The organism is Acanthopleuribacter pedis (genome assembly GCF_017377855.1).
Lineage (GTDB): Bacteria > Acidobacteriota > Holophagae > Acanthopleuribacterales > Acanthopleuribacteraceae > Acanthopleuribacter > Acanthopleuribacter pedis.
Genome location: NZ_JAFREP010000063.1, coordinates 1 through 15,255, shown reverse-complemented (window position 1 = coordinate 15,255; position 15,255 = coordinate 1). Strand labels below are relative to the sequence as shown.

The window sequence follows — 15,255 nt, the reverse complement described above, 5'->3', positions numbered from 1 at the left end:
TGCTTGTTATGGCTTATCCTCCTGGCCGGATGCACGGACTCAGGGATTGGACCGGAGGAACAGAAGGTCGTCCCCAATGCATCCCCACCCATCCATCTAAAACCGGTCCCGGTGGAAGAACAGGCTTCCACGGCTGAGTTGCTGCAAATGCGGGCGATCCGGGAACAAGAAGAAACCTATTTGGGTTTGGTCGAAGATCCTGAACTGGTGCCGCCACCTGAAGAAACACCAACCTCGCCAACACCAACCCCGCCGCGGCAAGAACAGCCGCCACCAGCCGACCTGCGCGCGATGAACCCCACGCGTCGGGCCAAAACGGCGCGTGAATACCGTGATGCGTTGCTGAATCGGCCGCCAACCCTAAAACCCCTGCCTAATCCAACGCCCGGCGGTTTCAAGCCGAGCGAGGCCAAAGACGAACGGGAACAACTCAATCGCCGTCCGGGTGCCGGGCAAAAAGCACGGCGCACCGCGGCCAACCATCCCAGCGAAAACACGCCAAAACGTTCTGGTGGCAGCAGGTTGTTCGCGCCTCGCGTGCGGGCTTCGAAAGAAACGGCCGCGGTTGGGAACATCATTCCCCCCGGCCGCTTCTTTCGGGCGCGGCTGCTTGGCAATGTCAACGTGACGCTGTTTTCCCCGGTTGTGTTCGCGGAGATCTACGACCCCTCGGGAACCTCGATTGGGACGGCGGTGGGTCAGGCCACGCTTCATCGCTATCAAAAGAACCGCGCCCTGATTCGTTTTGGACAGCTTCATCTGCATGACGGCCGCACGGTGAACGGTGATTTGCAGTCTTTTGAGATGGATCTCTCCCTCGGTCTGATGGGGAGCGTTGAACGGCGCACCTTCAAACGGTTCGCTTATTCGGTCGCAGAAACCTTCCTGGCCACGATGAGCCTGGAGGTCGACACGGGCGGCGATTCATTCGGGAGCCTCTTCAAGTTTCAACTGGCCGACCGACTCCTGGACCAAGCCAACGAGCGCTTGCGGGAACTGGACCTGGATCGGCAAATCCATTTGCAAAGAGACCTGACTTTTTGGGTTGCGAGTGTTCGTGAATCATCGCTGGCTCAGAACGAATATGGCCCCGAAATCGACCAGATCACCACCCAGGCCGGGCACGCCTTCGATGCCGCGGCCAGGAGTAAAAACTACTCGGCCGCGCGCCGGGGTGAGATTGAATCCGCCTACCAACGCTTGACCCAACGGCTCCGCGATTTACCCGCGCCCCATCAGAACCAATAAAGAAAGGAAGGTAATTCATGGTTTTGCTTAAAAAATTAAACGATATGGTGAGTGCCGTTTGGGTGAAGGCTCACTTTGCAGCCCTCGAACAAGACACGGCCAAGATGGTTCGCACCGTGCAATGCGCAGTGGTGTTGTTCCTGCTCGCGGGTTCCCCGGTTTTTGCCCAACCGTCCGCCACCGACAATGTGGTAACGCGTTTTATTTGGTTCCTTACCAGGATGGCGTTTTACGGCACTGGTGCCGCGATTGTCCTGCTCGGGATCATCATCCCCATCGGCAAAAAAGTACTGTCCGGTCAGCGTTCGGACACCAACCCGGTTGTTAACATTTTATGGGCGGTCGGCCTTTTCGCGGCGCCAAGCCTTCTTCAGCTCGGGTATCAATGGTTCAATTCGAACCAAGGGGCTGCTGGGGCGCTGAGCGAAATGAATATGAATTCTTTGAATCCCGGCGGCTCCGGTGGCGGCGGTAGTAGCCAGTGAGCGGCAACAATCAAGGGAGGGGGCTTGAGCCCCCGTATTTTTCGCAATGATTCCCGATCAACCGCTGAACAACCGCCGCAACGAACCCATCGCCTGCCTCTCCTGGGTATCCCACGACGCGATGCAAGGCTTGATGTTCATCTCCTATCCCGAAACCTTTCTCCAGCTTACCGATGTGTTTCATTCGGTTGCGGTTTCCTACGGTCTCCAATTACCCGAACCCATCCGACAACGCGAGGCCTTTCAAAAGGCCTGCTTCGAGCCGGGCGCGGCGCTGGTTTGCCCGCCCAAACTCTACCTCCGCTGCAACGACCAAAAACGCTACCTCTGCTTCGACTGGGCTCGGTGGCTCAACGAAACCAACTACATCTTAGGATTGAGCGATTCATGAGTCAAAACGGTCAAGACACCCAACAAGCATCACCCGAGGGGCTGGCATTCGTCTTGGTTTTGGTGGTGGTTTGCCTGCGTTTCCTATACGAAACCCAAGTGTTGCTGAACTTCCTCGACCTTTCGTTCCCGGCGCTTAACGCCCAAGACATCACGGCGCTGCTTGCCCATGTGGGAACTCATCCCGCCTTGTACTTCTTCTGCCTGTTTTGCTTTCCGCTGGTCTACCTGCCGCTGCACCTGCTGTTTCGCCTTGGCGGTTTGATCACCCCGAAAACAACCGATCTCAGCAAGGGTTCGATTGCCCAAGGTGAGTTGGATGATTAGGCGGGTGGTGACGGTTTGGCTGGTTGTTTTTGCGCTGGGTCAAGCCTGCTTTTGGCATGAGGATTTGTTTTTCCTTCGCCATCCCGGCGTTTACCTGGCGCCGGGTTACCGGGGGATCTTTTTCTCGTCCCTGGTCCATGCGGCCAACCCGGTTTACGTCAAGTTGGTGGTTGCCTCCTACCATCTGGGTTCGCTGCTGCTCTTGCCAATGCTGTTGATGATCGCGCGCCGTCAAGCCGCCTTATCCCGGACGCGGGATTACTCGGGCAACTTCATCGGAAAAAAGGAATTTCACAAGATTTTGGCGACCTACCAGAAGCTTGAGCGCCGCAAGCGGTGGCGGATCGCCATGATTGACCGCAACCGAATTTGGGTCGGTGTCGACCTGCTAACCGGCGAGGATGTTTACCTGTCCGGCGAGGACATTTTTAAGGGGATTGTCATCATCGGCGCGCAAGGCATGGGCAAAACGTCGCGCTTCTTCAAGGTCATCATTAAACAGCTTGCCTTGGATGCCCTTCACAAGACGAGCTTCATCATTTATACGCTCAAAGCCGAGGATTCCCTGGACTTCTACGGCTATCTGAAAAAGCTCGGCCACGACTGCTTGACCTGGGCCATGTGTAATGTGGTGGACCTCGCCTTGAACCGCTTGGGTGCCTTGCAGCGCAATGTGCTCCACGGTTTGCTCCAGAGTTCGGCACTGGCGACCGGTCTGGGCAGCCGCGATCCCTTTTGGTTGAATTCGAGTTTAACGCGGATGGTGGAATACCTGATCAACCTGACCCAGATCGGGCGCGCCCCGACCTTGGGCAACGCCTACGAACATTTTCGGGCCGAGGTCGCCGCGGCCGGCGACGATGCGCGTATGGACCAATCGTTGCTGGAAACCCTGAATGCGCCCCTGGGTGCAACGACCGATGCCGGCACGCGCGTTTCGGTGCTTTATTCACCCAACCACGGCGGCGGCCTTCACTCGGGGCCACTCTACGCGGCGGCCAACAGCCGTTTCCGCGAGATTACCAAAAACGGTTTTGAGGAGCGACGAACGGGCAATGACCCGCAACTGTTCCCGGCCGGGCTTTACGAGGTACCGGCCGGGGTGCGCCTCCCCTTTGATTGGAGCCAATTACTGCGCCCGCTCAGTGTGATCCTGCCGCCGCCTGGCCGATCCAAGCCGGAATTGTTCGCGCTCAACCTGATCAAAATGAGTTTGCTGGCGTGGATCTCCGAGGATATCGCCAGCCCCGACAGCAAGCTGTTGCAGACCAACCCGGCGCATCGCCACCGGTTGGTGCTGGCCCAGGATGAGGGCCACGCATTTTTGGCGCTGGAATCGAAAGACGGGAACCACGGGGTGACCGACACCCAAGCCCTAGCCGAAAACCGCCAGGCCGGTCAGGTCAATATCTTGGCGACCCAATCGCCCAGTCGGCTGAATAAAACGACCAAGGATAAGTTGGACGATTTTCTGAGCGTCAACAGCAATTATTTCTTCATGGGTGTAAATGGCGAGGAAAAGGAGAAGGTGCTCAAAATCATCGGCCAGGTGGATGTGACACGGATCAGACGTTCCTACGGTCGCAGCGAGGACAGCCCGGACCGCACGGTCGGCCCCAACGGTCAGCTAAAGGCCCAAAGCACCCGTGCCAACGTGTCGGAAACCATTCATGAAGAACGCCAAAACTTTATAAGTAGTGAACTGTACAGCCAGTTTCGCGAGGGCATGGCGCTGCACATGGCCCAAGGCAAGCGCCACCGTGTGATCTACTGCCCGCTGCATGTTCGGGTGCGTATCACAACGGCCAAGCCTTGGTGGCAACGGCCGGCGGGGTGGTTGGCGCCATGAAGGAATACCGGGACACACCCATCGAGGACCTTCACCGACGTTTTGATCTGCTGGAACGCATGATCAACGAAAACCAACAAACGATGACGGCACGCATGGCGCGGGGTTTTAAGCGCCTTCACCCGTCGCGGGAAAAGCCCGCGACCAAAGCCCAGGCGGAGCGGTTCAGTCAGGATGCCGCGGAGGAACTGGAAAAAAAGATTCGCGAGCTGTTGAAACACGAGGGGGATGTGTTCCTCAAGGATCTGAAAGACGGCTTACCCCGCGAGCTTTCACGGTTGGTGCGGCAAGGGCGTCTGGTGCTCGCATTAGTGGCCTTTTTGCTGATGCTGTCGTTGGGCCTCAATGGTTTCTTTTATTGGACGTTGAAAACGGAAATTGTCAACCGGACACCAACCCGCATGCAGATTGAAATGATGAAAATTGGCTGGAAGGAACTGCAAAAACAGGAGACGGGAGGCGAAGAATGATCAACGAAGTGTTTATTGAGCAAAAGGAGCGCGTTGAACCCACCTCCCCGGACGAGATCAAGGCCCAGGTATCGAAAGCACACGCCTTGTTTTTTCAGGCGATGAACAAAAAATACGTCACGCCCCTCGACGCCCCTTTGAACGGGTTGGGCGAACGCCGTGAGGACGCCGGGGTCCACTACTACCAAAATTCCAAACAACTTTTTTCGATGTACGCGGATCGTTATGTTGCAATCAAGGTGAAACCGGCGGTGACCCATCGCATCATGAACATGATCGCGGATTCGAAGGTGAAACGCGTTCGGGTCACCGGGAAAAAAGAATGGCGTTTCCAGGTGTGGTTGTACGGCAGCCTTCACGGCATCCAGGTACAAGGTTATGAACCATCCCAGCGGGACCGGCAAGTACTTGATTTTGTTCGCGAAAATGAAAATGCGATTCGCGAGGTCAAGGTTAAAGGGAAAGAAAACCAAACCAAAGCCTCCGACCCTGGGGCACCCTCACCCGAGGGCGCCGAGTCCCAAGGCCGCGCATCGGCGGGACCCCATCAGCCAGGTAGTGAGGGCCGGGGACCGTCACAACAGAAAACCCAAGGGTCATCCAAACAGCCGCCCGGCTCTGAGCGGGCCCGGCATGCGGGGCGGCGCAAGCAAGGGCCCCTGCCGGTGTCAGCGATGCCTGCCCCCAAACAGACGGCGCTGTTTTGGGATTACCTGACCCGCCTGCGTTTGGCGGATGGGGATTTTTACCGCGACTTGACCGCGCTTGCACCGCAACTTCCCAATGATCAGGTTTTGAAGGAACTTCGCGACTTGGTGCCAACCCATTCAGAAACGGGAACCTATGCTCGAGCGGTGTTACAGGCGGTTGGCACCTCGGCGCACGCGGCTTACTACCAGGACCTGCTGACCTACGCCCCGCCGGCCCCCAAAGAACCCGGCCTGTTGCGGGAACCGGTGATCGAACACCAAAAGATGATGCGTGAAAAAGCCAAGGCCGCAAGCAGGGGTAACCTTGAAAAAGCGCGTTCTATCCAGGTAGACATCAATCATCTTGAAGCCGAGGTATTCGCCCGTTCAACCAAAGCAAGCCTTCATGTGGGTGAGGCGATGCTGAATGAGGGGCGGCCGCTTCAACTCTCGGAATTCGAGCAGCAGGTCCTCGACGAACAACTTGATCCCGAACGATGGTCTGCTTCTGTTCGGGGGACCAAACTACTGGCGGAAACGCGGAACAACCCACCGATCCCCGTCTTTGGACCGCCACCCGAACAACCCGACCCCTTGCTGAGCCGTTTGGCTGAATGGCACGGCGCGGCCACCCGCAAAGGTTCGCTTGCCGTCGAGGCGGGCCGTCAAAAAGCCGCGCTCTGGTTCCAACACCAGCAAAACCTCATCGAATTGGAAATGCTCCATGTGGCGGGGAAACAAACCGAACCGGCCAAGGTGTACACCAAGGTCGGCGAACCCTTGGCGCTCATGGACGCGCAACGGGATTGGCTCCAAACCATGCTGACCGAAGCGGGACAGCGTGCCGAGCGTGAGGCTCCTGAATCGGGTTCTCCTCCTAAGGACCAATCTCAAGCACCAACCGCCGGCGCGGCAGAGAAAACCCAAAAGCGGGAACGGTCCGATTCGACTGAGGATGGCGCCTCTGATCCCATCCAGCAGAAGCAACAAACGGCTTTGTCGGATTACATCCTGCTGCCCGATCCCGAACAAAACGCGGCGGCCCAGGCTGCGCTTCAGAAGCTGGCGGCCTTAAGCAATCTTCCGAAAGGTGACAGCCGGCGGGCAGAGGTGTTTGGCGACATCGTCGACCAGGTCGCCAAACTCGAACAACACAATGATCGAAAGTTGCTCCTGGTCCTTGAGGATTTTTTCACGGAGGACATGGTCGACGCCTACGTTCAAGCCAAGATGGCCGCCAAAAGGCGTGCGGACCATCGCCAGGTTCAAGACATGTCACCGCGCGAGCTGTTGGAAACTCTGGCCGAGCAGGACCCGCTCAGCTACGGGGTGATCGCGGATACATTGAAGCACCAGGGCGCGGCAACCCTGTTAAGCCAACGCCACCAGCATTTAAAGGATTTGCCCGCGGATCTCCAGATGCTGGGCGAAGCGCTGTTCGCGCGCATCGAAGCATTACCCACGGCCTTTACCGATGGGGTTTTGGACGCGGTTGCCACCACCGATAAAACGCAAAAACCCAACCCATCGCAAGAGTCGACCGCGGCCCCGGTTTCACGGCCCAATGGCAAAACCGCATCAAACGGCCCCCATCCAGCGGCAAAGGATCAGCCACCCACCACAACCGTGGGGCAAATCCCGGTTTGCGTCACATTGCTGGGGAGCGCGAACCCCAAGGCCATCGAAGCCGTCAGAGAGCTTGTTGTTGTTTACGGAAAAGAGCTAGGCAAACAAAAGGCCTCCTTCAACGCCGCCATGCAACAGCATTTGGACAACCATCGCCCGAACCAACGCAGGCTTTCCGATCAACTCTACCAATTGATTTGCAATCACTTCGACCATGTCGTGCCCCAGCTTTTTGAGAACACAGACCCGGAAGCACTGCGGGAAAAGCTGCTGCAACGGTTTGAAAACAAATTGAAGGACATCAACGCCCAACTAGCGACGTCGGGCCAGGCCACGCCAAGCAAGGAATTGCTGAGGGTGAAGCAAAGCCATCAGGCATGGCAGGCGCGTTTGGCTCAGGGTTTGCCCTTTGTCTACCGGACAAAACAGGCCGGCCAACAGCCGCGTATGGCATAAGGCGGTGCCTTGGAAACGCTTTCCCTGGAGCAGGCCTGGGCAACGGTGGTGCCCACGTGGAAACGCCAGGCCCAACAGCTTTCCCGCTTGCCGATCTATCGGAATTGGAAGCAGCCGGCGGCGGATGCCCTACGCGGCACCCGCCTTAGCGGCCTGACGGTCTTTTTCTTGGATGCCCACCGTTCCTGGCTGTCCAGCATGGCGCTTGGCTCCGATCTTGAGAACCTGGGTCTCACAACAGGCCGCGCCGCTTTTGGTCACCGCGCGGTGTTCTACGGCCCGGAGAACGTCCGGTTTATCCCCGTATTCCGCGAAACAGACATTGCGGGCGGGCTGAACGCGACCGTGCCCGGCGATCCGATTCCCACCAGTTCCTATGGCGCATTTCTTACGGGGTTGGGTTACCAAATCCGCATGGGCTCCAAGCTTCAGTTGGCGGGGCGGTTGCTGACCCTTCCAAACAATCTTGATCCCCATGATGCGGTTGCGGAAACGGTGCGGGTGGTGTGTCATCGCGAATGGGCGCGGCGCGACGGCGCGGGATACTTGGGCGCAGAGATGCTGTTCGGGCTGGTTTGTCCCGAGTTGGGCTTGGATTCCTCCAACCTGCGAACCACCAAACCGCTTCAGGAGGAAATCGCGCGGAGCCGACCGGCGAGTTTTGTTTCCCAAAGCCTAGTAGCAGCCGTGATGGCGGGGCAACTGCTTGGGGAGGCACTGGGGAACACGCGGCGTATGCTTTTTTTCGACGCGATGGCGCAACCGAGCGAAATCACTCCGCCGCCTTCTGACTTCATCGAACTGGAAGATTTTTTTAGTTAGTGGGTTTAGTTTTATCGCGTCATCAATGTTAACAAACCGTCGCCATAGTTTAGTATTTTTAAATGTGTTTTTTATTCAAACAACTGAATTCTTAAAACGTATTCATATAACATCAAAGCCGTTTAAAAAATGGCTTCATTTAAGTCGCTACTGCTTCTTTAGAAGCCAAGGAGTTCGTGTGTTTACGTTGCTTATTGTGTCTTTACTCATGCAAGCGTCCCCGGCGGGACCGGTCCCCCACCATCTTTATCCCGACGAACGGGTTATGGACCGCACCCTGTACCACCTACGCACCTCGCGGACCATGATGTCGGATTACCCCGAACTGTACCGGCAGCGGTGGAGCAGTGCCATGGAAGGCCCCTGTCCTGAAGTGCTTGTGGGGCCTGAACCCAACGCCGACAATCCCTTAGAGGTTCCCTGTACCGTGATCCCTTATGCGCCCAACCCGATTCAGCCCATCCCCTTGGCGCTGGTGATGGGGTATCAACATGTGGTTTACACGCCGCCGCGCTCACCCACATCAACCAAAGCTTCAATGTCCTTGAGTTGGGAATACACGCTAATCTCAGCCGGCATTAATTGGAAGATCACCATTAATTCCGAGGGCGTCAAACACGATATCTGGTACTGCGATTACCGGACATTCCCTGTTGAAATTGAGATTCTGCCATTGGTAACGGTTACCGTCGACATGTTGCAGCCCTATCAGTACTATCACATCGCCGTACAACCAACGGGAAATTACACCATTCAAACCCACCGAATTCGCGCATGGGAAACACCCATAAGCGCGATGAACCTGGGTCTTATTTATGATGTGTGGCCCAACCGAACCAAATGCGGTACCGAAACCTATATCTACACAACCAAACCCGCCGAGGAATTGATGGAAGTATTGGGTTCAATCGCCGGCGACGCCGCCGAACTTGTTGACGGCGATCAACACATCATCATCACTCCCATGTTGGGTTTCAAACATTGCGGCGAATTCAGCTACCCGCTGTTCCATCGGATCATGAACCATCGACCGGCCCCGACCCCCGCGCTGTACGGGGAAGGTCCGCCGCTCGAAATCTGGTCGATCCAGGGCGCGCGCGACCATTCCGAATCCACCGCTCAGGTTTTGGACCCCAACGCAACCATTACCCATGGCCGCGTCGCGGGCGTCCGTGAAGAACTTCAAGCGAGCGGCTTGCAGGGTCCCATCCTGACCGATCCGAACATGGTCGAAGCCGTCGAAGCGCAGCGGAACCGGGAAGACCGACGCTTCAAAAGCGGCCGAGACCTCACCGACGCCGCCCTTTCCCTGATTCAGATGCTCAGGGACAACCCGGATAACGACCACCTTTGGGAATTATTCGAAAGGTTCGTGGGGCCGAACATCGACCACATCGAACGGATGAACGACACCCAAATCGAATTCAACCCCTTCGGCCGCCACTGCACCGACCAAGGTTATCTAGGGCATATCCCCGTGTTGGGCGCGCACTTTTTCGAGCAACTGGGGGAACACTGCACGTTCTGCCAGTACCACGACCGTATTGTGATTGAACCGCGGCGCGGATGGTCCCATAGCCGCCTGAACTATGTTGATTGGGTTTGGTCCGCGTTACACGGGCCGCGGGGCAACTTGCGCGAAAAAGCGCATCGCTTTATTCGAACACTCATTTTGCCGGACCCATCCGAACCGCCGCGTGAAACCTTAACCGACCTCCAAAACCGACTGGGCCGGCGCCAGGTGAATCAAGCGCAGCAGGGGCAGACCCCGCCGCCGACCCTATCCGATTTGGAGGCAACCCCTTCCGACACTACCGAAAACAGCACCCAATCCGAAACAGCCGATTCGCTTCCCGGCATTTTCCTCCAGCCGTTCGTGCGCTGCACCGACCCCACCTGGACCATTGAGTACCTAACGCTTTATGGCGAAATCGAGGATGTGCTTCAGGCGCCTTGCGGCCTGCTCTGGGGGGTGGCCGGATGAACGGAACCACCCACGCGCACTTTTTTGCGCCCGAACGGATTGTATTGGGCGCCACGCTGAACTACCGTCGCCTCCTGCTGCTGTTGCTGCTGTGTTGTGTGCCGGTCGCAACCGCACCGCGCGCCGTTGCCGGCATGTTTGGCATTTCCATTCCGGCCAACTACGGCCGTTGGTTCACTTCCATCTACCAGCTTTACCTGAACAACCAGGAACTGATCGCCAACGCGCGCAAGCTCTACACCGCCTACCTTGCCGTCAGCAATTCCATCGACGCCCTGGAGGGTTTGGGTGCGCAGGACCGCGAGACCTTCACCAACCGCTGGCGCCGCAACATGCGCGTCATGCTCGAATCCCAGATTTGGTTTGAGCTGGATCAGCATGTTTTCGAGGGTCGGGATTCGGTGAACGAACTGCTCCAAAGTGTGCTCGGTTTGACCTTCGACGAGGCGGGGCGTGCGTCCATCGATCCCAGCCGCATGGAAATGCTGGCGATCCACATCGCCGGTGATCGCGATTATTGGGAAAACCTATTTCTTGATGCGCCCACGCCCCGGTTCCCCGCCTGGTTCGTGACGGATCAGGAATTCAGGGAAACGACCTCGGTTTACCTGGACAGGCAGGAAGAGATGGCGTTTTCCTCATTCCGGGACCACATGAAAGAAGCCGTGGCCCAAAGAATCCTGCAAGACGTGGCCGACAACCCACTGCTTTACCTGCTTTGCGATGGAAAAACCACCTGCTACAGCCCGTTCAATTTTGAGGGCGAAAACGGGCAAGTCGTTTGGCGTTGGGACCAAATGCTGGAAAACATGTTTGCCACCAACATCCCGCTGCACGATCCCATGCCGCTCCCCGGCGAGTTGGAAGCCGCGGACGGCGTCACCATCAGCGATTTCGAGCAGTATTTGCACCGGCGCGTTTGTGCCGCCGTGTGGCGCGCGATGGGCCGCGAATTCAAGGAAAAGTTGGCAAGGGCGCATTTGTCCCTCTCCAAACGGGCCAATGAAATCAACGCCGCCGTGAACGACATCAACAGCCTGGTAGTTTTTTTGGAGGATTTGGTAACCCCGCTGGAAGACTGGACGCCTGAAAGCTCGGGGCATGCCGCGATGTTGGTGGCCACCTCGCTTTCCATTAGCGCGGACGGCTGGGCGGAGGAACAAGCCAAGCAGGAGAGTTTCCTTCACGGCGTCATTCGCAAGCGAATGGATGCAGCCATTAACCGTTCTATGCACGTGCAACGAAAGTTGATGGATGTGAATGCCGTGTTCACCAACCTGCTGGATCAGATTGCCAAGGCCGAGGGCAAGCGGAGCGACCACAGGGTGATCGATGGTTACATCAACCAAAACTTCACGGCGACAACCGAAACCTTGCGGCGGAACCGAACACCGCCCCATTCGTTGATTGGCGGCACGCAAACGATGCAATGGCTGGCCATGCAGATCCTGCAATCAACCGAGGCGGGTGGCTCATGAAGTTCGCGGGGTTCCGAGAGCAAATCAAAAAAGGGTTCTTTTTAGAGGTCGACCCCAATGCCGACACCATTTCAGTACCACGGCTTTTGGCGAATCGAACCCGAAGCTTACTGTGGGTTAGTTTGATTACAAACGGCCTGCTTCTTTCCTCGATAATTTCCCTGCTGCATCAAAACAACCTGGATCAAGCCATTGTGTACCATAGCGCGAACATGGCAAAAAGCACACAACACCTATCGGAACTGTACGCAAGCCAAGTAGAAGATTTGGCCTCGGCATATACCCATTACGGCAAGGCGCTTCAAAGCGAAGCGCCGGAAGAGCGCCAAAAGAATTTAGCCATTTATCATCAAAAGATTCAAAACTTTAACAACCGATCTTATGAACTCGCCCATGTATCTACGGCGATTCGCGACCAGGCGCAGAAAATCGCGGGCCTGTTTCAGTCAAAGGAGCGCGGTTGAATTACGATCCCATTTACTACCACATGCTGACCCCGCTGATTCTGAGTTACAAAGGCATCGCCGGAAGCGTATATGCCGCATCTTTTATTTTTCATTGGCTCCGCGGCGCCTGGCATGGCGCCAACAACGACGCAAAAGGTGGTTTCCATTACTGGAAAAGCGCGGGGCTTTCCCTGCTCGTTTACACGCTTTGTTTTGTGCCGCTGCCAAACCCAGGGGAATTGATTGGCTTCCAAGACGCGGAGGTTGTCATTAGTGAAACCCAATTCGGGCAAACGACGGTTGCCATTTTTTTGATTGAGCGTTTAAGTTACGGTGCGGACACCATTGCCACGGGTATCTTGTCCTGGGATGTCTCGATCAAGGCCCAAGAAAACCTCGGCGATGAATTTGTCTCGGGCAAGGCCGCCGTGGTAAAAAGGTCGCGCGCCCCCAACGATGCCGAGATCATTTACAACTTTATTATCTTCAGAGCGCAATACCTGCAAACCCTGATGAAGAACCTGTGGTCCAACGAGGACCTTGAAGCGAAAGGAATCCCTACCGAGCCAACGGAAGATGGCGAACCCATGGGAACCTGGGACCTCCTCAAAAGTTTTTCGGCCGAGCAAATGGGCGATTACCTGGTCAAACAGATCTCCTTGCTTTTTTACAACCTTGTCTCGTCCTTGGGCATGATCGCCGCTTTTATCATCTTGCTTGGGGTTAGTCTGGTTATGTACCTTCTTGCCGGCCTAGTAAAATATGCGGCGATCTACGTGGCGGGTATCTTTTTTCTCCTATTGCCCTGGGCATGGTTCATCAATGGAAAAAAATGTCTGTCGGTTGGTTTTAATATGATTGTTGTCTACCTGCCTCTTAAAACGGTCATCGTCATCGTGATTTGGATGACCTTCTTTATGATCGAAGCAATACAACTACAAGCCTACCGCGAAGTAGCCGCCGACTACCCCATCTTAACCGAAATCATTCAACAATACCGTCCTGGATTTTTGTACACGGAAGCCGGCAGAGACATTCTGTATGCAGCCGAGAAACCACTTGAACTTTTTTATGCAGGTGGGGCTACGGCCAAAACACTTTTGTCGATGATCGTCTGTCTGCTCTGCATGATTTACATCGTCATCAAAACCCCGTCGCTTATTGGGGCCATGCTCGGTTTGCAATCAATCGGGGATGATTTATTCACGTCATTCTTCTTTATCGCAGGTGCCGCCTCTTCGGCAGGCGCCACACTGAAAGCGAAAGCTTTCTCAAAGAAAACACAAGATAGCGGCAATGTGGTTTATCCAGAACAAGACAAACCAGGACCGGCTACAAGGCATGAATGACAACACTCTAATGCGGTTCTTGATAATTAAAATCTAAAGCATATTCACGCACCGAGCAGGCTTGATCTGAAGCAAATCACTTGCTTCAGATCAAGCGTCAAAAAAGGACGTGGTTTTAATGATTCCAGTGATCAATCATGGCGCGGGTTTTCGCGGCATTCTTCAATATGCGATCCAAAAAGAGGGTGCCTATGTCATCGGACACGTGCAAGGTTCCGTCGACGAATTAAGCGCAGACTTTGGAGTGATTCGCGGAAAAAACCAAAGGGTTCGCAAGCCGGTACTGCACATGTCCTTGGCGATCCATCCAAGCGAGCACCTCAGCGATCATCGCTGGATTGAAATCGTGAGAAAAATGATGGTTCGTTTGGGCTACCAAAACAACTTTTATGTCATTGTGCGGCATACGGATGAACCCCAGGAACACGTCCACGTCATTGCCAGCCGCATCAGAAGTGACACCTACAAAACCGTCGATACCTACCAGGAGCGGTGGCGCGCTTCCAGTATCGCCGCCCAACTGGAGCAGGAATACGGACTGCAAAAGGCCGCATTGGACGTGTACCGAGGAAAGGAGCGCCCCAGCCGGGAACGCGAAAAACGAGGCGAGGCGGCCATGCGCAAAGCACGCGGTGTGACGTCCTCAAAAGCCATCATTCGGGCGCGTATCGATGCAGCTTGCACGGGCAGACCCACGATGACCGCGTTCATCGAGCGGCTGGCGCGGTATGGGGTGGGGTTCAAAGCCAATGTCGGCGGGGAACACATCTCCGGGGTTACTTACGAACTCAATGGCTTTTTTGTGCAAGGCTCGAAAATCGGCAGAAGCTGGAACACCCTTTTAAAACGGGTGGATTACCGGCAAGACCGGGATTTTGCCGCGGTATGTCATGCCAAAGCACGTCTCAATCGGCCACCCGAGGATCTGAGTCCCGAAGCCGCCAAGGCATTGGACCAACAAACCCTTCAAAGCACCCTGAAACGGCTCAGACCAACCCGAAAGCAACGCGCGTCAGCCGGGAGGCAACCGTTTGGTGCTCCTGCACCGCCACGAGCCTTGGGCCGGCGGCGACCGGGCGAGCTACAGGAAATTTTGCAGATCTTGGGTCAAGCAGCACACCGAATCGATGCCAATCCTTTTTCTTCCACGCAACAAAAGGAAGAGGAGGACCGCGACCAGCGCAACCCAGACCGCCACAGGAGCTAACCCATGCAGCAGGAACCCATCGAGGACCAACTCATCTGTTTAACCCGGCGGATCGCCTGCCTAGAGCAAGCGGTTGAAGGCCTGAACGAAACCCTTGAGACCCTGGTGACAGCCCTACACCGCTTGGTCGCCTGGGAAATGGCGGACAACGGGGAGAAACCCAAACCCCATGCTTCGCCCAAAAACGATGAATTGCTTCAGATCGGGCGGTGGGTGATCAACAAAATCGTAAGCCTACCAACGAGCAGGCAAAAACGCGCCCTCGCTTCCTTTAAGCTAGAACCACGAGCCAACGCTAGATCAGGTTGAAGGTCTCGTGCTCATTGGCAAATGCATAGGGAAGCTGAAAGCCGCGGCCGTTGCGGATTCGCATAATCGTTTCCGACAGATACTTCTTCGGGTCGACACCGCATAAAGTGCAGGATACGC

Annotated in this window: 14 protein-coding genes; all 14 read left to right on the top strand. The window is 55.9% G+C overall.

Going from position 1 to position 15,255, the window contains the following annotated elements; all coding sequences use genetic code 11:
• Positions 1 to 3: 3 nt before the first annotated feature.
• Positions 4 to 1,248 (top strand): TrbI/VirB10 family protein, encoded by a 1,245-nt coding sequence (locus J3U88_RS33325; protein ID WP_207863548.1) that lies wholly within the window; start codon positions 4 to 6, stop codon positions 1,246 to 1,248.
• A gap of 104 nt (positions 1,249 to 1,352) precedes the next feature.
• A complete protein-coding gene (locus tag J3U88_RS33320; protein ID WP_207863547.1) occupies positions 1,353 to 1,733 on the top strand; it encodes a hypothetical protein in 381 nt (126 codons plus the stop codon).
• A gap of 46 nt (positions 1,734 to 1,779) precedes the next feature.
• Positions 1,780 to 2,124, top strand: a complete 345-nt coding sequence (locus tag J3U88_RS33315) for a hypothetical protein (RefSeq protein ID WP_207863546.1) — start codon at positions 1,780 to 1,782, stop codon at positions 2,122 to 2,124.
• Positions 2,121 to 2,450, top strand: a complete 330-nt coding sequence (locus J3U88_RS33310; protein WP_207863545.1) for a hypothetical protein — start codon at positions 2,121 to 2,123, stop codon at positions 2,448 to 2,450. The genes J3U88_RS33315 and J3U88_RS33310 overlap by 4 nt, the downstream gene beginning before the upstream one ends.
• Complete coding sequence (locus tag J3U88_RS33305) at positions 2,443 to 4,299, top strand: type IV secretory system conjugative DNA transfer family protein (RefSeq protein ID WP_207863544.1); 1,857 nt, start codon at positions 2,443 to 2,445, stop codon at positions 4,297 to 4,299. Before J3U88_RS33310 ends, J3U88_RS33305 begins: the two co-directional genes overlap by 8 nt.
• Entirely contained in the window at positions 4,296 to 4,769 is a 474-nt protein-coding gene (locus J3U88_RS33300; RefSeq protein ID WP_207863543.1) for a hypothetical protein, read from the top strand. The genes J3U88_RS33305 and J3U88_RS33300 overlap by 4 nt, the downstream gene beginning before the upstream one ends.
• Entirely contained in the window at positions 4,766 to 7,540 is a 2,775-nt protein-coding gene (locus tag J3U88_RS33295; protein WP_207863542.1) for an LPD7 domain-containing protein, read from the top strand. The genes J3U88_RS33300 and J3U88_RS33295 overlap by 4 nt, the downstream gene beginning before the upstream one ends.
• A gap of 9 nt (positions 7,541 to 7,549) precedes the next feature.
• Positions 7,550 to 8,362: a hypothetical protein gene (locus J3U88_RS33290; RefSeq protein ID WP_207863541.1), complete on the top strand. Its 813-nt coding sequence runs from the start codon at positions 7,550 to 7,552 to the stop codon at positions 8,360 to 8,362.
• Between the two features lie 178 nt (positions 8,363 to 8,540).
• Complete coding sequence (locus tag J3U88_RS33285; RefSeq protein WP_207863540.1) at positions 8,541 to 10,346, top strand: hypothetical protein; 1,806 nt, start codon at positions 8,541 to 8,543, stop codon at positions 10,344 to 10,346.
• A complete protein-coding gene (locus tag J3U88_RS33280; RefSeq protein WP_207863539.1) occupies positions 10,343 to 11,824 on the top strand; it encodes a hypothetical protein in 1,482 nt (493 codons plus the stop codon). Before J3U88_RS33285 ends, J3U88_RS33280 begins: the two co-directional genes overlap by 4 nt.
• The gene (locus tag J3U88_RS33275; protein WP_207863538.1) at positions 11,821 to 12,288 is read left to right on the top strand and encodes a hypothetical protein; all 468 of its coding nucleotides are present in this window, start codon (positions 11,821 to 11,823) and stop codon (positions 12,286 to 12,288) included. Before J3U88_RS33280 ends, J3U88_RS33275 begins: the two co-directional genes overlap by 4 nt.
• A complete protein-coding gene (locus J3U88_RS33270; protein WP_207863537.1) occupies positions 12,285 to 13,619 on the top strand; it encodes a hypothetical protein in 1,335 nt (444 codons plus the stop codon). The genes J3U88_RS33275 and J3U88_RS33270 overlap by 4 nt, the downstream gene beginning before the upstream one ends.
• Positions 13,620 to 13,737: 118 nt before the next feature.
• On the top strand, positions 13,738 to 14,826 hold the full coding sequence (locus J3U88_RS33265) for a relaxase/mobilization nuclease domain-containing protein (protein ID WP_207863536.1): 1,089 nt from the start codon (positions 13,738 to 13,740) through the stop codon (positions 14,824 to 14,826).
• A gap of 3 nt (positions 14,827 to 14,829) precedes the next feature.
• On the top strand, positions 14,830 to 15,135 hold the full coding sequence (locus J3U88_RS33260) for a hypothetical protein (RefSeq protein WP_207863535.1): 306 nt from the start codon (positions 14,830 to 14,832) through the stop codon (positions 15,133 to 15,135).
• Positions 15,136 to 15,255 lie beyond the last annotated feature (120 nt).

What these genes read in the sequence shown, in the direction of transcription:
- J3U88_RS33260 (WP_207863535.1), top strand. Translation starts at nt 14,830, where the DNA reads ATGCAGCAGGAACCCATCGAGGACCAACTCATCTGTTTAACCCGGCGG.
- J3U88_RS33265 (WP_207863536.1), top strand. Translation starts at nt 13,738, where the DNA reads ATGATTCCAGTGATCAATCATGGCGCGGGTTTTCGCGGCATTCTTCAA.
- J3U88_RS33310 (WP_207863545.1), top strand. Translation starts at nt 2,121, where the DNA reads ATGAGTCAAAACGGTCAAGACACCCAACAAGCATCACCCGAGGGGCTG.
- J3U88_RS33315 (WP_207863546.1), top strand. Translation starts at nt 1,780, where the DNA reads ATGATTCCCGATCAACCGCTGAACAACCGCCGCAACGAACCCATCGCC.
- J3U88_RS33305 (WP_207863544.1), top strand. Translation starts at nt 2,443, where the DNA reads ATGATTAGGCGGGTGGTGACGGTTTGGCTGGTTGTTTTTGCGCTGGGT.
- J3U88_RS33280 (WP_207863539.1), top strand. Translation starts at nt 10,343, where the DNA reads ATGAACGGAACCACCCACGCGCACTTTTTTGCGCCCGAACGGATTGTA.
- J3U88_RS33295 (WP_207863542.1), top strand. Translation starts at nt 4,766, where the DNA reads ATGATCAACGAAGTGTTTATTGAGCAAAAGGAGCGCGTTGAACCCACC.
- J3U88_RS33275 (WP_207863538.1), top strand. Translation starts at nt 11,821, where the DNA reads ATGAAGTTCGCGGGGTTCCGAGAGCAAATCAAAAAAGGGTTCTTTTTA.
- J3U88_RS33300 (WP_207863543.1), top strand. Translation starts at nt 4,296, where the DNA reads ATGAAGGAATACCGGGACACACCCATCGAGGACCTTCACCGACGTTTT.
- J3U88_RS33320 (WP_207863547.1), top strand. Translation starts at nt 1,353, where the DNA reads ATGGTTCGCACCGTGCAATGCGCAGTGGTGTTGTTCCTGCTCGCGGGT.